The organism is Candidatus Amarolinea dominans (genome assembly GCF_016704685.1).
GTDB lineage: Bacteria > Chloroflexota > Anaerolineae > SSC4 > Amarolineaceae > Amarolinea > Amarolinea dominans.
The window spans coordinates 1-24,104 of record NZ_JADIZS010000049.1; the positions used below are offsets into that span (position 1 = coordinate 1).

Here is a 24,104-nt window from a genome sequence, read left to right on the forward strand (position 1 = left end):
TAGATCGTTGACCAGCTGAGCTATCTCGATGACACCGAGCGGAACGGTAAAACCGGAGCAGGAATGACGCATCCGTAGCTACCCACCTGAGCGCCCTTCTCGCCGCGGCCGACCGGTGCCCGACCGAGAAGCGATTGTTTTTCAGGACATGCGGCTCACCTGGCGGATGCTGGCGCAGCAGGTTGATCGGTTGGCCGCCGCGTTCATGGCCCTGGGCATCGAACACGGCGATTGTATCGGCCTGCGTGCGAACCACGCGGCCCGAATACATCATTACCTACCTGGCGGCCATGCGCTGCGGCGGGGTCCCGGCCTGCTTCAACGGCCAGTACGACGCCCCTGGAGGTCGCCGCTGGCCCGCTGGCGACCGGTGCTCCCTGGTGCTGCAGGCCGATGGACGCCCGCTTGCAGCCCTTCCTGTCACCCTGACCAGCGTGCGTCACCTGGTCATCATCGGCGATGCCATGACTCATGCGGATGGCGTTGCCGATGGCGCCCATCTGTTGACCGATCTCATGACCGCCAGGCTCAAGCTGGGTTGAGCGCCGCCCTGACCGCGGCAGGCGCAGCTGCAAAGCCCGACGATGATGCCTTGATCTCTCGTTTTCACCGGCAGCACCACCAGCGCACCCAAAGGCGCGGCTCAGCCATGCCAACATCATCAGCAACATCAGCGCAGGTCCGTCACCTCGGCTTCCGCAGCACTGACCGCATCATCCTGCACCTGCCCATGAATCATGCCAGCGGCGCGGTGCTCATCACCGTGGGCGCCATGTTCAGCGGCGCGCCCTCATCGTGCTGGGCGCTTTCACCCGTTGAGACCTCACCCTGGTGGCCCAGGAGCGGTCACGATCCTGGGCCAGGTGCCGATTGATGTGGATCATGGAGTTCCTGCCGCCCATTTCGCCGATTTCGACCTATCCTCCCTGCGCATGACCATCGTCGCGGCGCGCCCACCTTCCGACCGCCATGCGGCGCATTGCATCCCCTGGCGCCTTTTGCCGTGCATGGCTGGCGGTCGACCGAATCCGCCGGCATGGTACTTACACCGCCCCACCGACAACGCCGATACGCTGGTGCGCACGGCTGGCCGCGCCGCGTCCGAGTTCGACGTACGCATCGTGGACAGCGCCGCCAACGCTGCCGCCAGGCCAGATCGGCGAGATCGCCGCACTGGACCCTGCGTGATGAAGGGTTATGTGCAACTCCGCTGGACAACGATGCGCGCTGACGCCGAGGCTGGCTCACACCGGCGACATCGGCCGCCTGGATGAGCAGGGCTGCCTGACGGTCGAAGGGCGGAGCAAGAGATGTTCATCACCGGCGGCTTCAACGTCTATCCGGCGGAGATCGAAGCCTACCTGGCGGAGCATCCCAAGGTCGCCTGCTGCGTGCCTGGGCAAGCCCGGACCGGTCATGGGTGAGGCTGGCGTGGCGCTTTGTGTTTGCCGCATCCCAACATGCCGTTGACCGTGCAGAGTTAGCGCCCATTGCCGGCATGGTCTGGCGTTACAGACGCTTGGGCCGAGTTCCGGATCAGTGACAGCCTGCCGCTGACCGCTGCGGGCAAAGTGGACAAGGCGGGCCTGGCGCGCTTGCTGTAAGCCGCCCAACAGATTGAGTCACCATTCATGCTCATTTTACATGCATCCTGGTTGGCTGCCGAGACGGTCGAAACATTTTTCATCTGGGGCGAGGTTGCGGCCGACGCTGAGGGGCGTAAGGGGCGCCGCCGCGGCCCACGCAAGCCGGCCGGGGCATCCGGCCCAGGCGCCCACATCCAGCCTGTTGACCGCGGCGCGGCTCAGCACGGGCAGCGGTGTGACCAAAAGCAGCGCCCTGGCCCGCCTGCCCACCGACGATGGACGCCGCTGACGGCCAGGCCCCCGAGCGCGCAGGGCGACGCAACCGACCCTGGCCGATTGGGCGATTGATGGCTTGGCGCTCACTGCGCCGGCCGCCTTGAGTGCCCTGGTCACCAGGCCCACTGCAGCCGCGCCCGGCGTCACCCTGGGCGCCGACCTGCGCTTCTGGATTGCGGCGGCGCGCTTTGCCCTGGAACTCCTGGCCCGCCAGCGCTATATCCCCACCCTGGAGGAAGCAGGCAAAACCGTCGTTGCGCGCTGGCAACCGACCTGGGTGGATGCCGATGAGCAGGCGCGTTTCCAATGGCTGCTGAACGCGATGCCGCCGGCCTGTCGCAGCCTGCGGCGGACCAACGCCGCCTGGCGCCCCATCGGCCTGCTGACCCTGCTCACCGCCGCGCCGACGACGTGGGTGGATCAACAGGTGCGCGCCTGGGCCGGCCCCGTGCAACCGCGCTGCCCCGCCGCTTGGCGCGCCGGGCGCAGTGCGGTCGTGGATTGACGCCTGTTCAGCCCTCAGCCACAGGTGAGCGGCGCCAGCTTCAACTCAGCGGCCTGGTTGGGCAGATCAATCGCTGGCTGGAGGATTTGCAGCAGGCCACCACGCCCGGCTTTCGCGTCTCTTTCCAACTCGCCACCCCGCCGGCCGCGGCTTCCCCTGACGAACGTAGTTGGGTCGTGCATTACCTGCTGCAGGCCACCGATGATCCAAGCCTGTTGGTGCCGGCCGAACAGGTGTGGCAAGAGGCCAGCAGCACGTTGACCTTGCTCAATCGCCGCCTGCCGCAGCCGCAAGAGCGTTTGCTCAGCGGTCTGGCTAAGGCTGCGCGCTTGTTTTGCCCCGCTCGAACAGACCCTGCGCGCGGCGTGTCCGAGTAGCGTCGCCCTGACCACGCCCGAAGCCTACACCTTTCTGCGTGAGGCGGCCCCGCTGCTCGAGCAGAGCGGCTTTGGTATCCTGACCCCGCCCTGGTGGCAAAAGCGCGCGGCCGCGTTGGGCGTGCGCCTGAAGCTCAAGCAGAAACAGACGGCCAGCGAGGCCAGCGGGCTGTTGTCGTTTGCCAAAGTGGTGGAGTATGACTGGCAACTGGCCTGGGCGAAGACCCGCTGACACAAGAGGAGTTCGAGCGCCTGGCTGCATTGAAAAGCCCGCTGGTCAACATTCGCGGGCAATGGGTTGAATTTCGGCCCGAACAGGTGGAGGCCGCCATCCGCTTCTGGGAAAGCGTCGCGCCCAGGGGCGAGGCTGGGCCTCCCTGGATGCCATGCACCTTGCACTGGGCGATGGCGAGCAGGGCGCGGTGGATGGCCTACCCGTCACCCATGTCGCCCTCGACGCCTGGCTGCAGGGACCTCTTTCAGAACCTCAGCCACCACGATCAAATGCAGCCACTGCCGGCGCCGTCCGGCTTCGTCGGCACCTTGCGTCCGTATCAGGAGCGCGGGCTGGCCTGGTTGGTTTTCTTGCGTCGCGTGGGTCTCGGCGGCTGCCTGGCCGATGACATGGGTCTGGGTAAATGCCTGAGCGCAGAGACGCTCGTCACGGTCAACGGTGCGCCGCTGGCGGCCGAGACTCTTTGGGACACCTACGCCGGGGAGGCGTATTTCGATGGGGAAGGCTTCTGGGCGCAGCCGCGGGCGTCGCTGCACGCCCAGGCCCGGCAAGAGGCCGATGGACGCCTGGTGGCCGCGCCGGTGCAGCGCCTCTATCGGCAGCAGGTGCAAGAGTCCCTGCGCACCATTACCCTGGCCAACGGTTGCCGCGTAACCATCACCCGCCGCCATCGCCTACTCACGCCGGCCGGCTGGACCAACGATCTGCAAGTCGGTGATGCTGTGTGTGTCACGCCGCCGGCCGGGGGCGAGCCTGGGCAAGTCACCGTCTTCAGCGCCATCACGGCCATCGAACCCGTGCCGTACACCGGTTGGGTCTATGACCTGGAGATCGCCGGGCGCCACAACTTCGTCGCCAACGGCATCGTGTGCCATAACACCATCCAGACCATCGGCATGGTCTTGCACGGGCGTGAACAGAACCCGCAGCCTGACCCGGTGCTGTTGATCTGCCCCACGTCGGTGCTTGGCAACTGGGAGCGCGAGATTCAGCGCTTTGCGCCCTCGCTGCGCGTGCTGGTACACCAGGGCGCCAACCGCTTGGGCGGCGAGGAGTTCGTGACGGCCAGCCAGCAGACCGACGTGGTCGTCAGCAGCTACAGCCTGCTCGCGCGATCGCGAGCTGTTGGGGCAGGTGGCCTGGGGCGATGTCATCCTGGACGAGGCGCAGAATATCAAGAATCCTACGACCAAACAGGCGCAGGCCGCGTGGCCTGGCCGCGCGTCATCGCCTGGCGCTGACCGGCACACCGGTCGAAAACCGCCTGACCGATCGTGGTCCATCATGGAATTCCTCAATCCGGGCTACCTGGGGTCGCAGCAATCCTTCCGCAGCAAGTTTACGTTGCCTATCGAACGCTATCACCAGCCCGAACCGGCCGCGCAACTCAAGACCCTGGTGCAGCCGCTGCTGCTGCGCCGGGTGAAATCCGACCCAACTATCATTCAGGACTTGCCTGAGAAGAACGAGATGAAGGTCTATTGCAACCTGACCGCGGAGCAGGCGACCCTGTACGAGGCGGTGGTCAAGGATTCTCTGCGGCAGATCGAGGAGTCGGAGGGGATGCAGCGTCGCGGCCTGGTTTTGTCTACGCTCATGAAGCTGAAGCAGGTCTGCAACCATCCCGCGCACTTCCTGGGCAACCGCACGACCAGCGATTTGGCCGGCCGTTCCGGCAAGCTCAACCGTCTGTCTGAGATGTTGGAAGAGGTGCTGTCGGTCAATGACAGCGCGCTGATCTTCAGCCAATTCTTCGAGATGGGCGAGATGCTGGTGCAGCACCTGACCGCATCCTTTGGCGAAGAGCCGTTGTTTTTGCACGGCGGCGTGCCGGCGCGCCAGCGCGATGAGATGGTGAAGCTGTTTCAAAGCGGCAACGGCCCGCGCCTGTTCATGCTTTCGCTCAAGGCCGGCGGTGTGGGTTTGAACCTGACGCAGGCCAACCATGTCTTTCACTTCGACCGTTGGTGGAATCCGGCCGTGGAGAATCAGGCCACCGATCGCGCGTTCCGCATCGGGCAACAGCGCAACGTGCAGGTACACAAATTCATCTGCGCGGGCACCCTGGAAGAGAAAATTGATCTGCTGATCGAGAGCAAGAAAGAGCTGGCCAACAGCATCGTGGGCGCGGGCGAATCGTGGTTGACAGAGCTTTCCACGGCGCAGTTGCGCGATCTGCTCGTGCTGCGGCAGGATGCCGTGGCGACCGAGGAGGGGGTATGAGTCCACGCCGCGCGTCCTACCGCGAGGACAACGATCACTACTTTGCGCCGTCGCGGCCATTACGGGCTGACGGCATCCGCGCTGAGCATCAAACGGGCGCGTTTGCCAAGAGTTGGTGGGCCGATCGCTGGATTGCTGCCCTGGAGCGCCTGGTGGACAGCGGCCGCCTGGCGGCCGCGCCTATGCGCGCAAGGGGCAAGTTCTGGAGATCAATATCGAGCCGGGCAAGGTGAGCGCCCGTGTGCAAGGCTCCAGACCAACTCCGTATAAGATCACCATCAACATTGGGCAGTTGACAAACCAGGAGTGGGAGCGCGTGCTGACGGCGCTGGCCGCACAGGCCATCTTTACGGCCAGCCTGCTCAACGGCGAGATGCCGCCCGATGTCGAGACCGCGTTCGACGCGGCCAAGGTCTCCCTCTTTCCCCAAACCCAGCAGGACCTGACCACCAAGTGCTCCTGCCCTGATGCGGCCAACCCGTGCAAACATCTGGCTGCGGTCTTCTATCTGCTCGGCGAGCGTTTCGACCAGGACCCCTTCCTCATCTTTCGCCTGCGCGGACGCACGCGCGAAGAGATCCTGGGTGCGCTGCGCGCCGGGCGCCAAGGATATGGCGCCGAGCGACAAGGATATGGCGCCGCGGCCGCGATTGGCGCCGCGGCCGAAAAACTGACCGACGGGCGCCCACTGGAGGAACTCATTCCAACGTTTTGGCAAGAGGGTGCGCCGTTGGAGCATTTCACCGTGAGTATTGCTGCGCCTGAAGTCGGCGCTGTGCTGCTCAAACGCCTGGGCGCGCCACCGTTGGGTCAGGACGCCACCGAGGTGAGCGCCACGCTCACGCGCACCTACGCCATCGTCACCAGCCAAGCCCTCGATCTGGCCTTCGGCGACGAGGAAGAAGATGAGCCTGCCGCGGCATGAATGGGCTTTTCGTGGCAAGAATCCGCCTTGCTTTCTCTGCCACGAATTTCACTAATTTGCACGAATTCCAGGGCCTTTTCGTGTCAATTCGTGCAATTCGTGGCAAGAATCCGCCCAGCTTTTTCTGCCACGAATTTCACTAATTTGCACGAATCGAGCTTCTGTCTTCGTTTCGATTCGTGCAATTCGTGGCCAAAAACCGGGCTGATTGCGCAGCTCGTGGTAGATCACGGCGATGGCGTCGGGAGTGATGCCATGGCCGCTTGCCACCGATCATCGAGTTTGACCAACAACTCGCCCAACTCATCCTCGTCAAGGGCCAGCGGCGCCGCGGGGGCCGCGGGTGCTATCTCGGCCGAGAATCGGACGACGAACTCGCCATACCGGGCCAGCATACCACAGAGCTTAGCCTCTTTCACCTGCGGTGCATAGTAGCTGGCGCACGCCACATAGGCCTCGTCGGCGAAGTCCAGTTGCCTTGCCATCCCGGGTTTTTCCTCCCATGCGCCGTAATACCGCGCACCGGGATACCAGACGTCTAGTTGGCGATGGTACTCACGCTGCGCCGATCGCACCCGCTCATACCGATAGATCTCATGAATCACCGTACCAAATCCTTCCATAGTACGCAACATGTGTTCTACAGCGCCGTGAGAGTCGGCAGTCGGGATGATGGATCGGTTACGCCATCCTGATGGGAACAGCGTAGCATCCATCAACATGGACTCAGTAGAGAATGGTCGTTGCGGTGCAAGGCTTTCAGATGTGCAGGCGGTGATCAGGACGGGCACAACCGAACTTGCCAAGAGCAACCAGGCCACAGACCGTGCCTTTGCTGTGTTCATGGTCTTAACTCGTTTGATTGAGCAAACGCCCAGTCTGGTATCCGTACCTAAGGTTGCCCCATCGCGGGTCCGCACACCTCAGGGATTGGCCCGTCAGAGAGTCCAGGCGCCTTCGTGTTATCTATCCGTTCCACTACTTGGGTATCTAGATTGATATCAAAGTAGGTACAAAATCCGTGAAATTGGGTCAGCAGGTAGGCATAGCTTCGACTTGTCACCTCACCTGTCGGCAACTTGGACTCTTCGACGGCCACTGGAAAACCCTGCAAAGCCGTCGCAACCTCAGGGTATGTCGTCCGGTTTACGGGGAACCGTTGTTTCACGGCGTGCATGAGTTCGGTCGTCGTGACGCGTGCTCCGGCTTGACAGAATGGATCATTTATCTCCAGTTGCAGCGCCTGGCACAGCTTGGTCTTGTGTTCTTCATTGATCGCTTCGACGGTCCAGGGATAGCGCGCAGCCTGACGGGTCTCGTAACGGTGGATGTTGTCCGGAATCTGCGCTAACCCACATCCAGCCAAGCCAATGACACATAACAAGCTGCCGAACGCCAATCGGACTTTGCCTCCCACGGAGAGCGCTGGGGCCTTGAGATAGCGTGATCGTAGCATGGCGTGCCTCCTCAGCGGAAAAGATCAACCGCTTGCTGCATCCAGACGGACGGCCACCAACCTGTACCGGTAGATTTCCAGAAATCGTAGGCTGGTTCCACCGGCGCGCTGAGGTTGGCTTGCATCCAACTGCCAGCCTGATCCACGGTGAGTGCGCCCGAGTGCAACATCTGCCCCATCTCCAGCCCTTTCAGGGAAAGGAAGTAATCTTCCCATGAGGTCCCGCGCTCCTGGGGTGGCTTGAGTGCTTCTGACGGATCGGCCATCTCATGCACGACGTTGGCGACAAGCCCGATGCCTTCACCCAGGTTGCCGCCCTGCGCAGTCGTGTTGACGTTCGCCCAGAAGTGATAGGGTTGATTGTGCCGATCTCGATAATTGAGATGGAAGCCAGTATCCCCGAAGTTCGGCAGGTTCAATGGTGCGCCACCCAGGAATTCCTGACCTTTCAGAATGAACCCGCCCAGCAGCGTCATCGTGCCGCCGCTTCCGACCAGGGTGTAGCTGACATCTTCTGAGGTCGTGACAGCATCTTTGCCATACAAGCTCGCGAACCCCCACAAATCAGTCATGGCGTCGAGAGCCGTCATCCCATTCTTCTGCACCTGTTTTTCCAAGAAGCGCGCATACCCACGCAACGAGTGCCGCCGCGCGCCGGCCGGTTGGTCTTTGTAGCCAGCCCAACTACATTCATCCGGCGCATCACCGTAACATGGTATGTGGCCGCTGGGATCACGGTATTTGACAGGGTTATTCAGCACATTGCTGTATCTGTTAAGACTTTGTGGATTTTGGGGATTGGGGACGATGGTGTCGGCCTGCAAAAATCGCCCCAGCGCCGGGTCGTAATAGCGTGCGCCGTAGTAGTAGATGCCGGCGATGACCGGATCGTGCGTCTGCCCGGTGAAGCGTCGCGCGGTGGGCAGGTCGCCGACCACGGGGATACTCTCACCCCAAGCCTCGTAGAAGGTAGATGCCACCAACTCACCATTGGCGCCGGTGGCCGTGGTCGTGCTGCCCAGGGCATCGCTCATGAGCCAGTGCAACACGTCGCTCGCACCCGTCTGGGTGCGCATCGCCACTCGTACGCCGCCCGCAAAGTAGGTTTTGACAGTGCTGACCACACTGCCCACGGTTTGCTGCTCGAAGTGGTTGCCGGCGTACGCTACGATGGTGATGTTGGGGGCGCTGCCAAAGCTTGCCTTCACCCGTTGCCCATCGGCATCGTACACGAAGGTTGCCGCATCATCCCCGCTGATCTCCGTCAGGTGATTCTCCGCATCGTAGTCGAACCAGAAGACCTTTTCGCCCCCGATTATCTGCCGACGCAGATTGCCATTCTGGTCGTAACAGTAGGTGGTCGGCCCGTAGGTCAGCGTCACGGCTGCTACCACGGCATGCGCTTTGGCCAATGCACCCTCAGGGCAATCGGCCGCTTGTGCGCCATAGCCGTAATCGTATCCCGGCGCACCCTCCGGATAGCGGGCAACCAGGTTCCCTGACTCTGCATACGCATATGATTCAAGGAGATAAGGTGTGCCAGGACTCATCAGATTCACGCGCGTCAGACGGTTCAGAGCGTCGTACTGATAGCCACGCCCAATGGGCGCCTCGGGGTCTGGCGTCTGGTAGCTCATGCGGCTGACGTTGCCGACGACATCGTACCAGTAATGCAACGATTGAATCTCACCCATTGGTACACTCAATTTGCGGGTGTCAATGCTCCCTACGCGCCCACGCCCATTCACATCGGCCCAGCCGTAGTACCAGAAACTCGTTTCCAGGATCGGTAGGCTTCCCAGGCGACGCTGAATCACTCGCCCTGCTTCATCATACGTGGTATCTTGCACGTAATCGGTTCCGCTGGCAAACACCCGGTTGACCAGGCCACGCGCGGTGTAATCCGTGTTGACCTGCTCGACCGTGGGTGTGCCGGGGTATTTCAGCCACCGCTGGCGATCGGCGGCGTCATACCCCCACTCGGTGATAAAGGTGCCTCCGCCACTCCCATTGATCACGCGCGCCTCTCGCGTCGTGCGGCCGCGCAGATCATACGCCCAGGTTGCCCGGTTACTCAAGGATCCATCGGCCAGGTACGCATCGGCCCGCGTGCGCCGTCCCAGGCTGGCGCCAGAGCCAGCTTCGTCATACCCGTAGCTCGCCATGATGCCATCTTGTCCGGTGAAGGCAGGTATTGTGGCAGGGCAGTTGGTGTCACTTCGATAATGTTTGCCTTGCAGGCGATAGACACCATCGTAGTACGAACACGTGTATTGACCACGGGCATCCATTTGCCTGACCAGGTTGCCCACCGGGTCATAGCTGTATTGCCAGTTGCCCATATCCGGGTCGTGCATGGCCACCTTGTGCCCCAGTGGATCGTAAGCCATCGTCGTTGTGACACCAGTGGTGTCTGTCACAACTGTCAGGTGGCCCAACACATCATAGGCGTAGTTCGTGGTTGCATACAGGCTGACCGTTGGCACAGTACCTGTATATTCGCGCACCTGCGCCAATTGTCCAAATGCATCGCTTGCGTAGCTGCGTTGATGGCCGTTTTCGTCCACGACCGAACGTGTCCAGCGATCGTAACTGGTGACCACAGCGCTGCCATCCGTATGCGTCACCTGGGTGATGCGACCCAGGCCATCGTAGGTGTAGTGGGTCGCCGGCTGGCTCCAGTTCGGCGTCAGATATCCGCCCGGCACGGTGGGTTCCAGGTAAGGAACGCTCTCCCTGGCCAGCTGCCCCATGATATCGTACACCCGGTTGCGCACGATGACCTGGCTGCCTGATCTTGACCGTGTCGCCCCGGTTGACCAGCACGCTGGTGGAACGCAGATGGTCGCTTACCACGTAGAACACGCCGTTATCGGTCGCGTAGCCGGTACGGCGAAGCGCGCCGCCCTAATAGAGCAACATGGCGCTCGCCGTCCCGTCGACCGCGCTAATCAAACGGTTTAGGTCAGCGACGCCATGAGGAGCCGGAGATTCATCATCAAGGCCCGACAGGCGCTTCCTCCCAGTACTTCCCCGGCACCACAAAACAGGCTGTGTCCGAAGCCTTGAAGGTTTCATAGAAGCTGGTGAGGGTCAGTGTAGATACCTCTGTCAATGGATAAATCAGCGCTGTTGGATCGAGGTGATCCAATTCGAGTATAGGCCGCGTGTAATCAGGCGCGTGCAAGTCGAGGCTAATCGCGGTCGCGTTGTCAAGATGGAGGCAGATCTCAATCGGATCAGTACGCTTTGTTGTGCCGAAATAGTTCACAGCGATGCCAGCCTGATCGAAGATCACATATAACCAATAGCGCGGATCACCGCAGTCGTGCTCCATACACAGGTAAGCCACATCCAATAACACGGTTGACGGCTTGCCATGCCGGGTCAGCATGGGGCGTAAGGCATATCGCTGCCAGTCGGCGGCAAAAACCGGCGAGTATGTGTAATAGCCAGGAACACTAGCGCCTATTCTAATTCCACGAACTATTCCATCCTTGATGTCGAACTCTTCTATAACTGAGTAATCGTACTCCCGTGTAGGATGAGGAACGTCAAACACGCCACCACCATAGCCTCTGTACTACCTCAGTGTTGCTTCCCAAGGCGTCTGACCCGGCGTCACACCAATACGGTAGCTCACAGCCATCGTTGGTGCGCAACATCTCGCGCAGCAGGTCGATCCCGGCTGCAGCGTCCAAAGTCGGTCGAGGCGAGGGCGTCGCTGTCGCGTGTGGCACGACCTCGGTAGCACAATCTGTGGGCATCAAGGTCTGCGTGGCAGGCGCGGTGGTGGTGTCGCTGGGGTGCATGGCCACGACCGCGGTCTCAGTTGCTTGCTGGGTACTGTGTCGCTCGATGGTAGCCCCTGGAATGCCATCCGGCGCCGCAGGTGCTCTGGTGGAACTACTACACCCCGTTACCAAGAGGCTGCCCAGCCCGATTACTGCCAGCATGAATATCAGAGTCCGCAGTACGTTACGCAACATGGGCTTACATCCGTGCGTTATCGGATGGCCTGCTGGATCCCCCGCCAAGTGCGTCCCCATCCAGCCCCAACACCTGGCGTGCCAGGTTGGTTCCGTACCTAAGGCTGTCCCAGCGCGGGTCCGCAAACCTCAGGAATAGGCCCGTCAGAGAGCCCCGGCGCTTTCGTGTTGCCGATTCGCTCAACCACCTGTGTGTCCAGATGGACGTCAAAGTACGTACAGAAGCCGCGGAACTGGGTGAGCAGATAAGCATAACGCCGACTCGTGACGATACCGGTCGGTAACTTGGATTCCTCGACGACCACTGGAAAGTCCTGCAAAGCAGTCGCGACTTCAGGATATGGTGTCTGGTTCACGGGAAATCGCTGTGCTACGGCTTCCATAAGTTCGGTCGTGGTGACGCGTTCCCCGGCTTGACAGAAGGGATCCTCGACCTGCAGCTGTAAAGCCTGGCACAGTTTGGCCTTGTGCTCCTCATCGATCGCTTCGACGGTCCAGGGATAGCGCGCAGCCTGACGGGTCTCATAACGGTGGATATTGTCCGGAATCTGTGCTAACCCACACCCAACCAGGTACACGATGCAGACCAAACCGCCGAGCGCTGCGCTGAGTTTACCGCCAAATGAGATTGACATGATTCACCTCCTCAGCGGAAAAGATCAACCGCGTGCTGCATCCAAACCGACGGCCACCAACCCGTGCCGGTGGATTTCCAGAAATCATAGGCTGGCCCGGCCGGTGCATTGAGGTTAGTTTGCATCCAACTGCCGGCCTGATCCACCGTGAGCGCGCCAGAACGCAACATCTGTCCCATCTCCAGTCCTTTTAGGGAAAGGAAATAATCTTCCCAAGAGGTTCCGCGCTCCTGGAGTGTTTTGAGCGCCTCCGACGGATCCCACCCCTCATGCAGGTCGTTGGCAAACCTACCTATCGCTTCACCCAGGACTCCACCTTGCGCAGTCGTATTGACGTTCGCCCAAAAGTGATACGGCTGGTTATGAAAATCTTGGTAGTTCCGATTGAAGCCGGTATCTCCGAAGCTCGGCAGGTTCAACGGCGCGCCCCCAAGGAATTCCTTGCCTTTCAGGATGAACCCGCCGAGTAGCGTGAACGTCCCGCCGCTCCCCACCAGAGTGTAGCTGACATCCTCTGAGGTTGTAACGGCATCCTTACCGTACAGACCCGCGAAACCCCACAAGTCAATCATGGCGTCAAGGGACGTCATACCACCTTTCTGCACTCGCTTCTCCAAGAAACGTGCATATCCCCGCAGCGCGTGCCGTCGCGCGCCCACGCGTTGATCTTTGTAGCCGGCCCAACTACATTCATCTGGGGCATCACCGTAACATGGTATGTGGCCGCTGGGATCGCGGTATTTGATAGGGTTATTCGCCGAATAAGCGTATCTATTCAGCGCCTGCGGATTCCCCGGCTGTGGTACGATCGTATCATCACAATGCCCTCCTAACCTTGCAATTAGTATCACGCCTGGATCTGCAGGCGCGATATCAATGCTGGATCATCCTGAATCCAGCTGCTGTGTCTGTGGGTCGCGGTCACGTATTCGGCTTCGATCTGACCGGTATGCAGTCGGCGGTAGACCCACTGGGGCCTGACGCCCAGGCGTTGCGCCAGTGCGGGGACGGTATGATATCCCTCGCGCACGACCGGTCGAGGACCGGTTCGGTCGAGCCACCTGTATGCATGCCGAATCGTCGTCACGGCATCCTCCGCCACATCGCTGCGCCGCGCTGAGTGGAAGCCCTCCCGACTCAGTTGCGCCGCAATCTGGGTGTCGTCCAGGCCCTGCGCATGCAATGCGCCCACTCGTTCCACCATCGCCGCACAGCCGTTGACGGCCGTTTGTACGCCGACCGGCGTCTGCACTTCAAGTCGGTGTAGTGGCCGGAGAGCCACACGATGCGCACATGCACCCGGTCAGCTAGTGTCTCGTCTCAGGATCACCCGCTCGACCAGGCTGCGCAGCGGGTTTGCGCTGTGCAGGTGTGCAACCTTCCATACTGGGGCAGGTGCGCCGAGAGGTGGGCAAATTGCTCACGCAGCTCCGGGCGTGATCTTCTGCGGCGCACTGTTGCGTTCACGCCAGCGCTGCGCCGTTTCCTCGACGTTGCGTAACTGGCGTAGCTTTTCCTCCAGCGCCGCTCCAGTTCGCCCGCCACCAGTCGGTTCTCCGGCTCGACCTGGCTGTACTGCCGCTGCGCCCGCTGCGCCCGTACTCGGCTTGCTTGACCTGTGCGGCCCATTGCGCCGTCGTTGTTCCTGTTCTGTGCGCTGTGCCGCTAATACCTCTGCCAGTACGTCGAGGTTGGCCGGGCGCAGGCCGCAAAGAAGGCTTGTGTGACCGCCGCGTCCACCCTGGGCCCGTGAATCGTGGGACAGGCCGCCACGCCGTACCGGCGCCGCATGTTCTGGCACGGGTAGTGGTGATAACCTTCTTTGTACATCACTTGACGATGGTAGCCGCAGTGTCCGCACACCGCCAGTCCTTGCAGCAAACCAGGCCCTTCCCGTGTTGCGCCCACCGCGCTAGATCTGACCGCCGGTGCGCTGTCCATCCCGGACCAACTGCGCCTGGTTCGCTTCGTACTGCGCCCACGTATGTAGGCCGGGTAGACGTCGCACAATGGCGATCCATTCCTCTTGGGCCGACGCCCCCGCACGTTGGCGGCTGTCCCGGCGTGTGGCGCCGCCCATACAAACGCACCCGCATAGGCCGGATTGCGCACGATCTCGTAGATCGCCGTGTCTGTTGGTGGCTTCCACACGATCTCTCCGCACTGCTCCATGCAGCTGGCGACGCGGTAACAGCAGTTCTCGCCGCAGGCAGTGCAACACCTGCCCGCAACTCCCCAATTCGGCGAATTTTGCCAGCACCAACTCGATGCTCCCTGCACCCGCCCGTCCGGGTCTTTCTCCACCCGCCCGTCGGCGGCCGTCCCAGTCCCGTCGGCAACACCTGGCGGTACGCTCCCCGTTCCACTTGCCGCAGCCGTCCCTCTTCCAACCGTTGCTTCCAGAATGTGGAGTTCTGCCTCACTCATTGTCCCCTTCAGTCCCAACAAGGCCGGTCGTTGAATTGCCGCGGATGGTAGACGCCGTCGTGGTCGGCAATCAGCGTGTCGCATACAGCCGCCAAGTCAAGCAAATGATACCAGTCTCCGTTGTTCCGCGCAAGGCGCGACACTTCGTAGCCGATGATGATGCCGACCCGCCCCATGCTGACTCCGTCACCAGCCGCTGGAATCCGCTCCGGACTTGGCGCTGTCGCTGCCTGAGCGCCCCTTGATCTTCGTCTTCACCTCGATGCGCTCCGCCGACCACCCCAACCCAATCGCCCGCCCCACCATCTGCCGTTGGTTGACCTGGCTCTCCGGGTTGCGTACCACTTGCTGGAGCGTGGATTGCCGAATATAGACGTAAGCCATCCGCGCCAGGTGCTTCTCGCTCACTTTGCTGGACCTTCACGCTGGCTCATCGCACCGCTCCTCGTCCAGCCGCTCCCCGGCAGACCTGCGCCACGATCCGACGCACGTTCCTGTTGCGCCTCCGTCATACTCCCCACACTGCGCTTGGCGCCATCGGACTCGATGGCACCGGCCGCAGTTCCGTCTCCCCTCTCATCTGGGCATCCATCTGCTGCGTCTCCTCTGGCCCGGCGATGATCGCCGTGTAGTGTGCCAGCATTGTCGCACAGAATGCCAGTCAAGGGACACGAGGCATGTGGTTGCGCCAGGCTGCTCTGGTCGGTCACGCTCACAGGGAGCCAGCGGCGTATGCCGGGGCCTGTTCGACCTCGAACCAGGTTTGACCGGGTCTTTCGTGGGTCGCAGCAGCGGCATCGTCCGTCCGCACAGGGGGTGGCGCGGGTCGGTGACGGTAATAACGTCCGCAGAGAAAACAGGTTGCGATGCTTGGGGTGTAGTTTGTTGGTTACAGCACGATGGTGTCGGCCTGCAGGAACCGCCCCAAGGCCGGGTCGTAGTAACGGGCGCCGTAGTAGTAGATGCCGGCAATCACCGGGTCATGGGTCTGCCCGGTGTAGCGCCGTGCGGTGGGCAGGTCGCCAAACACCGGTGTGGTCTCCCCCCACGCTTCGTAGAAAGCAGACGCCACCAGCTCACCGTTGGCGCCGGCCGCCGTCGTCGTGCTGCCCAGGGTATCGCTCAACAGCCAGTGCAGCACATCGCTCGTTTCCGTCTGGGTGCGCATCGCCACGCGCACGCCGCCCGCGAAGTAGGTTTTCACTGAGCTGATCACGCTGCCCGCCGTCCGCTGCTCGAAGTGGTTGCCTGCGTAAACCACGGTAGTGATGTTGGGGGCGCTGCCAAAACTGGCCTTCACCCGTTGCCCATCGGCGTCGTACACGAAAGTCGCCGCATCATCCCCGCTGATCCCCACCAGGTGATTCTCTGCATCGTAATCGAACCAGAAGACCTTTTCGCCCCCGATCACCTGCCGGCGCAGGTTCCCATTCTGGTCGTAGCAGTAGGTGGTCGGCCCGTAGGTCAGCGTCACGGCTGCTACCACGGCATGCGCTTTGGCCAATGCACCCTCAGGGCAATCGGCCGCCTGCGCGCCATAGCCGTAATCGTATCCCGGCGCACCCTCCGGATAGCGGGCAACCAGATTCCCTGTCTCCGCATACGCATACGATTCCAGTAGATAGGGTGTACCAGGGCTCATCAGATTTACGCGCGTCAGGCGGTCCAGGGCGTCGTACTGATAGCTGCGCCCGATTGGCGCCTCGGGGTCTGGCGTCCCGTAACTCACACGACTGACGTTGCCGACTACATCGTACCAATAATGTAACGATTGAACCTCGCCCGTTGGCGCACTCAATTTGTGCGTGTCGATGCTCCCTACGCGCCCACGTCCATTCACATCGGCCCAGCCGTAGTACCAAAAACTTGTTTCCAGGATCGGTAGGCTTCCCAGGCGACGCTGGATCACTCGCCCCGCCTCGTCATAAGCCGTACCCTGCACATACTCAATCCCGCTGGCAGACATCCGGTTGACCAGGCCACGCGCGGTGTAATCCGTGTAGACCTGCTCGACCGTGGGTGTACCGGGGTATTTCAGCCACCGTTGGCGGTTGGCTGCGTCATACCCCCACTCGGTGATAAAGGTGCCTCCGCCACTCCCATTGATCACGCGCGCCTCTCGCGTCGTGCGGCCGCAGATCATACGCCCAGGTTGCCCGGTTACTCAAGGATCCATCGGCCAGGTACGCATCGGCCCGCGTGCGCCGTCCCAGGCTGGCGCCAGAGCCAGCTTCGTCATACCCGTAGCTCGCCATGATGCCATCTTGTCCGGTGAAGGCAGGTATTGTGGCAGGGCAGTTGGTGTCACTTCGATAATGTTTGCCTTGCAGGCGATAGACACCATCGTAGTACGAACACGTGTATTGACCACGGGCATCCATTTGCCTGACCAGGTTGCCCACCGGGTCATAGCTGTATTGCCAGTTGCCCATATCCGGGTCGTGCATGGCACCTTTGTGCCCCAGTGGATCGTAAGCCATCGTCGTTGTGACACCAGTGGTGTCTGTCACAACTGTCAGGTGGCCCAACACATCATAGGCGTAGTTCGTGGTTGCATACAGGCTGACCGTTGGCACAGTACCTGTATATTCGCGCACCTGTGTCAATTGTTCAAACGCATCGCTTGCGTAGCTGCGTTGATGGCCGTTTTCGTCCACGACGGTATGTGTCCAACGGTCATAACTCGTGACGACCGCCGTTCCATCCGTTTGCGTCACCTGAATGATGCGGCCCAGGGTATCATAAGCGTACTGGGTTGCCGGTTGACCCCAGTCCGGTGCCAGGTAAGCGCCGGGCACGGCCGATCCCAGGTAGGGAATGCTCTCTTTTGCCAATTGTCCCATGACATGGTAAATGCGGTTGCTCACAATGACTTGGTCAATCGCATCGCCTTCACCTTGGATTTGGATCAGTCGTCCCGCACCATCGAAGAAACGCCATGACTCGAGATAGGCCGATGGATTGGCGCCCCCCAGGTCCTCCCGTTGCTTGACGTAGACCAGGCTGGGGGTGTTAGTGAAGCCCAGGGTATAGGTCACCTCCACGGTCGGCGCATGCGTGCCCTGGGTCTCGCCCGGCTGCCAGGTCTTCACCAGGCGCCCAAAGGCATCATACTCATGCGCCGTGATCGCACCGTTCGGGTCGGTTACGTTCAGCACGTTACCGGTGCCTGGATCAACTTGCGTGCTCGTCGTATGTCCCAGGGCATCCGTTACTGTTGTTGCGTAGCCGTACACAGGATGGTAGCCGGTTGTTGTGCTGTGGTTATTGGCATCTGTCATCACCGTTGGCCGACCGTAGGCATCATACTGGGTTGTCGTTACGTGATAGTTGCCTGGATCGGTATAGTTGGCGGAGATGGTATGATAGCGCGCCACACCGGTTTGATTGCCCTTGGTCGGTGTGCCGCTGAAGAAAGCCAGGCCATCATAGGCATAAGCCGTCATCGCTTTTTCGGTGCCGTCGGCCGTGCGCACGCTGCCCACAAACAACCTCTCCCACATCGGCCGGTCAACGATATAAGCCGTCGTATTCGCAAAAAAGGCTCGGTCAACCAGGCGATCGTCGGTAGATATGGCCGTATCGCCCTCTTGAACCTCACGGGTGACGTTACCATAGCTATCGTAGGTGATCGTGGCACGCGTCTGCTTGGGGTTTGCACCATTGGCATCGTATGTCCAGGCGGTGACTGCGGACGGCGCCATAAAGTAGGCGCCATCCAGGCCGCTGCCGCCCGTCAACACGGCGTAGTCGGTCACCTGGCGCGAGAATAAGGCGCCACCCGCCGCAAAGGTGCGCACCTCATATTCTCGACCTCGCAGCCAATTGCTATCGGTAAGCGTCGTGCCATCGCTGCGCGCCACCGTGGCGCTAAAACTGCCGCCGGATACCCCCAAACGGTCGCCATCCATCCCTCGGAAGAAGCGATGCTCATGGGAACTCCCATCGGCCTCGCCTACCGTCACGATGTTGTACCCGCGCACGTCGAACCAGTAGTCCTTGGCGCAATTCGACCCGCCGCCCGGGCACGCGCCATTCACCGCCGGTAGCCGGTTGTCATCGTAGTAGTGCGAAATGTGCGGCGTGTAGGTGAAGGTGGTGATGCGCGGCGAACTCGCTAGGCCATCGTTCCAGGCCTGTTGCGTCACCTTGTACTTGCGCCAAATGACCCAGCCACCGCTGCCAGTGTAGGGGTCCCAGGCCACGAAGCAATCGTAGGGCGGGCGAATGTTGTTACCCAAGGTGGTTGGGCAATCGCTGGCGTAACTGAAGCTGACACTGCCTCCCAATTCATTGGTAACCTGGCTCAAGCGACTCATGAACATGGGTGACACGCCCGCCGGGTGATTGTTGCGGTTCTTCAACCAGGTGTAGGTATAGGTGGTGGGTGGCAGACTTTGTGCGCCGTCAGGCGTGCGTCGGGTGACATTGCTCAACTCCAATTTCTTCTGGCTACCATCGCCATCACTGTCGGGGGGCGGCGTCGGAAAGCTGTAAGCCAGGTCCCAACGATTGATGCTGCGCCAGGTATTGTTTTCCCAACTGAATGTGGTGATGCGACTCAGCTTCAACTTGCTCCAAAAACTGGGATAGCTCTTGGTACAGGTGCCAGTGGCGCCGCATTGCAGATCCCCCGGCGTATCGGGATAGTCGGCCGGCCACAGGCATGCGCCTGTGCAGCGATTCTGAGTGAGAAATTCTGCCTGTGCGGTTGGCAGCACACCGGCGTCATTCGCACGTTTGGCGTACTCGATACGGGCTGGATTCCCCGCCCGCACATACAGACGGCGTAAAAACGTACGGGCGTTGTAGTAGTTAGTCTCCTGATTGTAGAAGAAGGTGACAACGTTGCCGTCAGTGTCCTCGATACGATCGAGATTCCACTGCCAGGCTTTGTTGCACACCCGGTAGGGGTCCGCCGCGCAGATGCTCAGGTCGTAAACGGGCACGAAGAATGTCGAGTCCAGGTCAGATCCGGAAGTCACTTCCCCGTACTCAGCGCCGAAACGATACTTCGTACCGTCGGGTGTCGTGACTTGCCAGTATTCCTTATTCGTATCTGGGTGGTTAGGGTTTGCCGATGTGAGTCGCGTAACCTTCCAGTACGGATCAGCCTGCAGCTTGAACTGGCCGGAGCCAAGATTGATCAGCCGCGAACTTACCCCGTTCAAGATCAGGTGATACTCCGAGTTAGCCAGGCACAAGTCGCCTGGCGCCTGTGCCGAATTACAGGTGACCATGCGGCGCACGATGTACCCGGTCCCCAGGTTCCAGCCGATACCCGCCCAGCCAGGCTGATTGTTCTTGTTGGTATGCATCCCATCGATGCCTGCGCTGTCGTAGGTCAACGCCAGGTCTGGTGTAGGGCCGGCTTGCCCTGCGGGCACAGGAAAGTGGTAGCTGGCCGTGGCGCTGCCCATGTAGAGGCCTACCTGGTAGTCGCCCAGATCGCCGGAGGGCTGTACGGCAAAGTCGCCGTCACCGCTGGTGGTTGTGGTTGCCAGCATTATGCGGCCCATGTGCGGCAGTGATGCCCTGATTGTCTTATGCTCCTGATCCACCCGACGCGGCAGTTCTTGCCAGATCGGGCTGTGGGGCGGAAGGGCGTCTTCACGATCTGTTGCCGCGTCCACCGTCTCGTTCAAGGGGCGCTCGAAGAAAAGGGCGAGTCGGCCTTCCGCATCCGCGCCAAAAGGAATTGCGAGACCGGTGTAGTCGAGGGTGAGGGTGAAGGGGGCGGATATGGCGGTTTGCGCCGTGTCGCCTGGCGATGCTGCGGCACTCAGTTCAAAAACCAGGCCAAAGGGCGATATCTCCGCTGCCTCTGGCAGGGGTTGATAGCGCACCGTCACTCTGCTCTTCGGCGGCAAAGAGAAATCGAGACGCACGCGGCCGGCGGCCAGAGATACGGTTGGCGTGTCGGCGCCTATCGTAACTTCGTCCGCCTTCGCAAAGGCCGGTGGCAGCGGCGCGGGCGGCGTGCGGGCTTGGGTGTCGTCCTGAGGGCTTGAAGCACCAAAAGACGGTGTCAACGAATTCGTAGATTGAACGTTGGGATGCAGTCTATTAGCTTCCATAGGCGTGGAAGTGCTGGATGATGTGACCATCATAGATCCAGGGCTCAAGAAACCCTCCACAACTGGCCGCTGCGGCCGTGGAAAACAGCAGACTGCACACCACCAGCAGATGGACGACCAGCAGCGGACGCGCCGCCAGCCGCGAGACAGGAAGGTGTGGTGAAGAGAGATGAAATAGTGAGGAACACCAGCGTAACATAACAACGGACTCCTTTCGTGCAGCAATCGAAACGGATGGGGTCAGGGACATTTTCCTGACTGCTGTAAGGAGGTCGCGGGCGGGAGAGAGAACTCTCGCCGGGGACTTCCGGCGGCGGAAGACGACTCGGAAGGCGGGGGGCAAGCTTGTAACTGCTCACAGCATACCACGGCCGCGGCGATCTGTCAAGAGGTAAAATTTGGGCGCAGCAATTCTGAATTGGGCGGACGATTGACCACAAGGAACGCATAGAACACAAAGCAACGGCAGAAGATTCGCAGATTGGCGGCGTCTTTGCGCTCTTTGTGCTCTATGTGGCAAAAATCCGCCCAACTTTCTCTGCCACGAATTTCACTAATTTGCACGAATTCCAGGGGCCTTTTCGTGTCAATTCGTGCAATTCGTGGCAAAATCCGCCCAGCTTTCTCTGCCACGGAATTTTACTAATTTTCACGAAGTGGTTTCGTCAGTGGCTGTCTGCTTGTTCCAAGACCGAGCCGCCACCCCACCCAGGCAAAACCCACGATGACCAGGAGCGAAGGGCCGACCAGCCAGAAGAAGAAGAGGTAGTAGCCGGCAAATCCCGGTTTGGCCGGATCAATCAGCCCCTCGTTGAGGGTCAGCAGGGCGATGGCTGCGACCAGCAGCCCCAGGCTGGAAGCCAATGGCCGCACGACCCATGTCGTTGATGTGATCGTGCAGCGGGATGAAAATCGCGCCCAGCAGCGTGCCGCCCACCAGGCCCAGGAGCGCGGCCGGGCGATGCCGAGCACGAATGCGAACGGCCCGGCGCACAGGGACAGCAGAGTCACGCCGACCAGGGCGTCCAGCAGGCGGCCGTTGTTGCTGTTGGTCAACAGCAGCCAAAAGGCCAGCGCGGGAACGGCCAGGGCCGCATAGATCGAAGCCAGGACCACGCCGGTCAGGGCGCCGAGCGATGCCCCACGTGTGACCAGGCGCCACGGTTGCTGCATGACCGTTCTGTTTCCTTTCAAGTCAAGTCAGGCGGCGCGATTGCGATACAGGGTTCGATCAACGGCCGCCAGCATCTGTTCACTATCCAGGCGTTGGTCGAGAAAGCGGTTGATCTGCGTAGGAAGGGTGACGGCGCGGCGATCATCTCGTTGTAGTTCATAGAGCACCGTGATGTTGGGCTGGCCGGCCAGCCAGGCCTCGACTTTCTGCAGATGCTTTTGGAAAGGCGCGTCAACCCGCGTCATCAATGCGGGCCGGGTCTTCCCGCGATGGATGAGCATCTTGCGCTGCGAGGCCAGCGTCTCGGCCAGGGGTGCGCTGCATGAAGATGACCTTGTAGCGCTGGTTGGGCGGCAGATGCTCCAGCAGGGCCGAAATGATCTTGATCGCCTTGCCCTGCGCCTCGCTCATCCAGGCGCCGTCGCCATCCTTCAGGCGCTTGACTCGCTCCACCTCGAAGTAACCGCGTGGGTTGTCGGCATCGGCCTGGCGAATGGCGTCGGTCATCGCGCTCAGCCCGCCGGCCGCCAGCATCTGCATCATCATGGAGGTGCCGGAGCGCGGCAGGCCGGAAACGACGGTGACATAGGTTGGTGTTTGTTGGGTTTGGGTGTGGGTGAAGCTCATTCCTGGCAGTCCTTAGTCCTCTCCTCAACCCCCGGCCCCTTCTCCTCTCCGTCATACGGAGAGGAGAAGGGGGAAGGAGGGCGGATCCGTTTCCTCGTCTGGCTCTTTCTCCTCCGCCAACTGGAGAGGGAGAAGGGGTTGACGAGAGCATCTTGTTATATCGGCTGGCGGGGGGGGAGCCATCACTGTGTGACTGTGGGCGCCGTCTGCGGGGCCTTGCTGAGCACCGGTTAGAATCTCGGTCAGGGCCTGGTCGAACTGCTCGTAGGGCAGCGCGCCAGGATGCGGGTTCCTGCCCGTCCTTGATGAGGAAGAAGTTGGGCGTGCCACGCACCTGCGCCTGCTGCCCCAAGTCCAGGCCATCCTGCACCTTCGCTTCCATCTGGCCTGAATCGAGGCACTCGTTGAACTTGCCGGCGTCAAGGCCCAGGTCGTGCGCGTAGGTCTTGAAATCTCCGGCGTTGCTCTTACCGGACCACTAGCGCCTGTTTGCTAAACAGCACATCGTGCATCTCCCAGAATTTGCCCTGGGTCGCGGCGCACTCCGAAGCCTCGGCCGCCTTGGGCGCCTGGGGATGGATGGGCAGCGGAAATGCACGAACACCATGCGCACCAGATCCTTATCTACCCAGTTCGTATCAATCTCGGGGTTCCGCTTGCTGGTAGTGCTGCAGGCGGTAGGGGCACTGAAAGTCCGAGAACTCGATGATGAGAATCGGTGCTGCGCTGTTACCCCGGTAATGATAGCCGCTGTAGGTCAGGCCAGGGTGTGCCGGGTCAGGGGCAAGGGTCAACACCCTGCGGGAGCGGCGTCGGCGTGGGTGCGGGCAGTTGACCAGACTGCGCCTTTGCTAATGGTCTGCTGAAAGACCTCGAACGACTGCGCGCCGGAGACAAACCAGGCGTTGATGAAGAAGGCCGGCGTGCCGGTGACGCCGCTCTGCGCGCCTTCCTGCAGGTCTTTGGCGACCTCGGCCGCGAACTGGCCCGAATCAAGGCATTCATTGAACGCGGCGCTGTCGAGGCCAAGATCAACCGCGTATTCCTTGAAGATCTCCGGCGCTTCGGTCTTGCCCGACCAGGCCTGCTGCAAGGCAAACAGCTTGTCGTGCATGGCCCAGAACTGCTGCTGCGCGCCCGCGCACTGCGCCGCTTCGGCCGCCTTGGCCGCCTGCGGGTGAATGCTGTTCAGCGGGAAATCCTTGAACACATGCTTGACCAGCCCCTTTTTGACGTACTGATCTTCGATGAGCGGCGCGGTCTGCGAGACATGGCGCGAGCAGAACGGGCACTGGTAATCGGAAAATTCGACCAGCGTCACCGGCGTTGGGATCGCTGCGGAACCAATCGCCCTCGGCGGTCTGGCCTTCGGTTACTGCGGCCGGATCGCCGACCGATTTGACGGCTAAACGTTAGTGGGTGTGGCGGCCGCCGCCGGTTGAGGCTGGCCGCCTGTCGCCGCCGCGACCGGCGCGGCAGTGCCTGGTCCGCACCAGGGTTTTGGGGGCTTGTCTGCGTACGCGCCGAGCAGCAGGAGCAGGCGCCGGTCACCAGCAACCACCCCGGTACACGCCTTGTGGATTCATAAAATC

General features: G+C 61.2%; 27 protein-coding genes and 1 pseudogene. 11 read left to right on the forward strand and 17 right to left on the reverse strand.

The genetic code is table 11. The features are described from left to right. The first annotated feature begins 245 nt into the window (after window positions 1-245). The 11 genes and pseudogenes from IPF85_RS22330 to IPF85_RS22380 all read left to right on the forward strand — a co-directional run bounded on the left by IPF85_RS22330 (window position 246) and on the right by IPF85_RS22380 (window position 6,127). Complete coding sequence (locus tag IPF85_RS22330) at window positions 246-542, forward strand: hypothetical protein (RefSeq protein WP_343410261.1); 297 nt, start codon at window positions 246-248, stop codon at window positions 540-542. Between the two features lie 107 nt (window positions 543-649). Further along, window positions 650-874 carry a hypothetical protein gene (locus tag IPF85_RS22335; RefSeq protein WP_343410262.1) on the forward strand — a complete coding sequence of 75 codons (225 nt, stop codon included), beginning with the start codon at window positions 650-652 and terminating at the stop codon, window positions 872-874. Window position 875: 1 nt separating this feature from the next. Continuing rightward, entirely contained in the window at window positions 876-1,274 is a 399-nt protein-coding gene (locus IPF85_RS22340) for a hypothetical protein (RefSeq protein ID WP_343410263.1), read from the forward strand. Window positions 1,275-1,631: 357 nt separating this feature from the next. After that, on the forward strand, window positions 1,632-1,934 hold the full coding sequence (locus IPF85_RS22345; protein WP_343410264.1) for a hypothetical protein: 303 nt from the start codon (window positions 1,632-1,634) through the stop codon (window positions 1,932-1,934). A gap of 4 nt (window positions 1,935-1,938) precedes the next feature. Next, window positions 1,939-2,367 (forward strand): hypothetical protein, encoded by a 429-nt coding sequence (locus IPF85_RS22350; RefSeq protein WP_343410265.1) that lies wholly within the window; start codon window positions 1,939-1,941, stop codon window positions 2,365-2,367. Beyond that, window positions 2,364-2,744, forward strand: coding sequence for a hypothetical protein (locus tag IPF85_RS22355; protein WP_343410266.1), 381 nt, complete (start codon window positions 2,364-2,366; stop codon window positions 2,742-2,744). The genes IPF85_RS22350 and IPF85_RS22355 overlap by 4 nt, the downstream gene beginning before the upstream one ends. Window positions 2,745-2,778: 34 nt before the next feature. Next, window positions 2,779-3,035: pseudogene (locus tag IPF85_RS22360) on the forward strand (SNF2 helicase-associated domain-containing protein); the annotation flags it as partial. Window positions 3,036-3,248: 213 nt separating this feature from the next. Next, complete coding sequence (locus tag IPF85_RS22365; protein WP_343410287.1) at window positions 3,249-4,220, forward strand: SNF2-related protein; 972 nt, start codon at window positions 3,249-3,251, stop codon at window positions 4,218-4,220. Between the two features lie 43 nt (window positions 4,221-4,263). Then, window positions 4,264-5,202 (forward strand): DEAD/DEAH box helicase, encoded by a 939-nt coding sequence (locus tag IPF85_RS22370; RefSeq protein ID WP_343410267.1) that lies wholly within the window; start codon window positions 4,264-4,266, stop codon window positions 5,200-5,202. Then, window positions 5,199-5,435: a hypothetical protein gene (locus IPF85_RS22375; RefSeq protein WP_343410268.1), complete on the forward strand. Its 237-nt coding sequence runs from the start codon at window positions 5,199-5,201 to the stop codon at window positions 5,433-5,435. The genes IPF85_RS22370 and IPF85_RS22375 overlap by 4 nt, the downstream gene beginning before the upstream one ends. Before the next feature lie 8 nt (window positions 5,436-5,443). Beyond that, window positions 5,444-6,127: an SWIM zinc finger family protein gene (locus tag IPF85_RS22380; protein ID WP_343410269.1), complete on the forward strand. Its 684-nt coding sequence runs from the start codon at window positions 5,444-5,446 to the stop codon at window positions 6,125-6,127. Window positions 6,128-6,354: 227 nt separating this feature from the next. On the opposite strand, the gene IPF85_RS22385 is transcribed toward IPF85_RS22380, so the two are convergent. The 17 genes from IPF85_RS22385 to IPF85_RS22465 all read right to left on the reverse strand — a co-directional run bounded on the left by IPF85_RS22385 (window position 6,355) and on the right by IPF85_RS22465 (window position 23,833). Further along, window positions 6,355-6,612, reverse strand: a complete 258-nt coding sequence (locus tag IPF85_RS22385) for a hypothetical protein (protein WP_343410270.1) — start codon at window positions 6,610-6,612, stop codon at window positions 6,355-6,357. Window positions 6,613-7,019: 407 nt separating this feature from the next. Further along, entirely contained in the window at window positions 7,020-7,583 is a 564-nt protein-coding gene (locus IPF85_RS22390) for a hypothetical protein (RefSeq protein ID WP_343410271.1), read from the reverse strand. Between the two features lie 11 nt (window positions 7,584-7,594). Next, window positions 7,595-10,360 (reverse strand): RHS repeat-associated core domain-containing protein, encoded by a 2,766-nt coding sequence (locus tag IPF85_RS22395; protein WP_343410272.1) that lies wholly within the window; start codon window positions 10,358-10,360, stop codon window positions 7,595-7,597. Window positions 10,361-10,581: 221 nt separating this feature from the next. Then, the gene (locus IPF85_RS22400) at window positions 10,582-11,145 is read right to left on the reverse strand and encodes a hypothetical protein (RefSeq protein WP_343410273.1); all 564 of its coding nucleotides are present in this window, start codon (window positions 11,143-11,145) and stop codon (window positions 10,582-10,584) included. Window positions 11,146-11,670: 525 nt separating this feature from the next. Next, entirely contained in the window at window positions 11,671-12,207 is a 537-nt protein-coding gene (locus IPF85_RS22405) for a hypothetical protein (protein WP_343410274.1), read from the reverse strand. Between the two features lie 11 nt (window positions 12,208-12,218). Then, window positions 12,219-12,812, reverse strand: a complete 594-nt coding sequence (locus IPF85_RS22410) for a hypothetical protein (protein WP_343410275.1) — start codon at window positions 12,810-12,812, stop codon at window positions 12,219-12,221. 242 nt (window positions 12,813-13,054) lie between these two features. Continuing rightward, entirely contained in the window at window positions 13,055-13,489 is a 435-nt protein-coding gene (locus IPF85_RS22415) for a hypothetical protein (protein WP_343410276.1), read from the reverse strand. 630 nt (window positions 13,490-14,119) lie between these two features. Next, a complete protein-coding gene (locus IPF85_RS22420) occupies window positions 14,120-14,287 on the reverse strand; it encodes a hypothetical protein (RefSeq protein WP_343410277.1) in 168 nt (55 codons plus the stop codon). Window positions 14,288-14,642: 355 nt separating this feature from the next. Next, the gene (locus IPF85_RS22425) at window positions 14,643-14,810 is read right to left on the reverse strand and encodes a hypothetical protein (RefSeq protein ID WP_343410278.1); all 168 of its coding nucleotides are present in this window, start codon (window positions 14,808-14,810) and stop codon (window positions 14,643-14,645) included. A 10-nt stretch (window positions 14,811-14,820) separates the two neighbouring features. Then, the gene (locus tag IPF85_RS22430; RefSeq protein ID WP_343410279.1) at window positions 14,821-15,042 is read right to left on the reverse strand and encodes a hypothetical protein; all 222 of its coding nucleotides are present in this window, start codon (window positions 15,040-15,042) and stop codon (window positions 14,821-14,823) included. Window positions 15,043-15,523: 481 nt separating this feature from the next. Then, window positions 15,524-16,744: an RHS repeat-associated core domain-containing protein gene (locus IPF85_RS22435; RefSeq protein ID WP_343410280.1), complete on the reverse strand. Its 1,221-nt coding sequence runs from the start codon at window positions 16,742-16,744 to the stop codon at window positions 15,524-15,526. Further along, the gene (locus IPF85_RS22440; protein ID WP_343410281.1) at window positions 16,695-20,711 is read right to left on the reverse strand and encodes a hypothetical protein; all 4,017 of its coding nucleotides are present in this window, start codon (window positions 20,709-20,711) and stop codon (window positions 16,695-16,697) included. The genes IPF85_RS22435 and IPF85_RS22440 overlap by 50 nt, the downstream gene beginning before the upstream one ends. Continuing rightward, a complete protein-coding gene (locus IPF85_RS22445; protein WP_343410282.1) occupies window positions 20,701-20,910 on the reverse strand; it encodes a hypothetical protein in 210 nt (69 codons plus the stop codon). Before IPF85_RS22445 ends, IPF85_RS22440 begins: the two co-directional genes overlap by 11 nt. Window positions 20,911-21,353: 443 nt before the next feature. Further along, window positions 21,354-21,884, reverse strand: coding sequence for a hypothetical protein (locus tag IPF85_RS22450; RefSeq protein ID WP_343410283.1), 531 nt, complete (start codon window positions 21,882-21,884; stop codon window positions 21,354-21,356). A gap of 27 nt (window positions 21,885-21,911) precedes the next feature. Continuing rightward, window positions 21,912-22,130 (reverse strand): hypothetical protein, encoded by a 219-nt coding sequence (locus tag IPF85_RS22455; protein ID WP_343410284.1) that lies wholly within the window; start codon window positions 22,128-22,130, stop codon window positions 21,912-21,914. Next, complete coding sequence (locus IPF85_RS22460) at window positions 22,117-22,512, reverse strand: hypothetical protein (protein ID WP_343410285.1); 396 nt, start codon at window positions 22,510-22,512, stop codon at window positions 22,117-22,119. The genes IPF85_RS22455 and IPF85_RS22460 overlap by 14 nt, the downstream gene beginning before the upstream one ends. Before the next feature lie 790 nt (window positions 22,513-23,302). Continuing rightward, entirely contained in the window at window positions 23,303-23,833 is a 531-nt protein-coding gene (locus tag IPF85_RS22465) for a thioredoxin domain-containing protein (RefSeq protein WP_343410286.1), read from the reverse strand. Window positions 23,834-24,104: the final 271 nt, after the last annotated feature.

Coding starts and splice junctions, on each gene's coding strand:
- IPF85_RS22335 (WP_343410262.1), top strand. CDS start 650: ATGCCAACATCATCAGCAACATCAGCGCAGGTCCGTCACCTCGGCTTC.
- IPF85_RS22385 (WP_343410270.1), bottom strand. CDS start 6,612: ATGGCAAGGCAACTGGACTTCGCCGACGAGGCCTATGTGGCGTGCGCC.
- IPF85_RS22420 (WP_343410277.1), bottom strand. CDS start 14,287: ATGGGCGGCGCCACACGCCGGGACAGCCGCCAACGTGCGGGGGCGTCG.
- IPF85_RS22425 (WP_343410278.1), bottom strand. CDS start 14,810: ATGGGGCGGGTCGGCATCATCATCGGCTACGAAGTGTCGCGCCTTGCG.
- IPF85_RS22450 (WP_343410283.1), bottom strand. CDS start 21,884: ATGCAGCAACCGTGGCGCCTGGTCACACGTGGGGCATCGCTCGGCGCC.
- IPF85_RS22345 (WP_343410264.1), top strand. CDS start 1,632: ATGCTCATTTTACATGCATCCTGGTTGGCTGCCGAGACGGTCGAAACA.
- IPF85_RS22365 (WP_343410287.1), top strand. CDS start 3,249: ATGCAGCCACTGCCGGCGCCGTCCGGCTTCGTCGGCACCTTGCGTCCG.
- IPF85_RS22445 (WP_343410282.1), bottom strand. CDS start 20,910: ATGTTACGCTGGTGTTCCTCACTATTTCATCTCTCTTCACCACACCTT.
- IPF85_RS22390 (WP_343410271.1), bottom strand. CDS start 7,583: ATGCTACGATCACGCTATCTCAAGGCCCCAGCGCTCTCCGTGGGAGGC.
- IPF85_RS22375 (WP_343410268.1), top strand. CDS start 5,199: ATGAGTCCACGCCGCGCGTCCTACCGCGAGGACAACGATCACTACTTT.
- IPF85_RS22370 (WP_343410267.1), top strand. CDS start 4,264: ATGGAATTCCTCAATCCGGGCTACCTGGGGTCGCAGCAATCCTTCCGC.
- IPF85_RS22440 (WP_343410281.1), bottom strand. CDS start 20,711: ATGGAAGCTAATAGACTGCATCCCAACGTTCAATCTACGAATTCGTTG.
- IPF85_RS22460 (WP_343410285.1), bottom strand. CDS start 22,512: ATGAGCTTCACCCACACCCAAACCCAACAAACACCAACCTATGTCACC.
- IPF85_RS22405 (WP_343410274.1), bottom strand. CDS start 12,207: ATGTCAATCTCATTTGGCGGTAAACTCAGCGCAGCGCTCGGCGGTTTG.
- IPF85_RS22455 (WP_343410284.1), bottom strand. CDS start 22,130: ATGACGCGGGTTGACGCGCCTTTCCAAAAGCATCTGCAGAAAGTCGAG.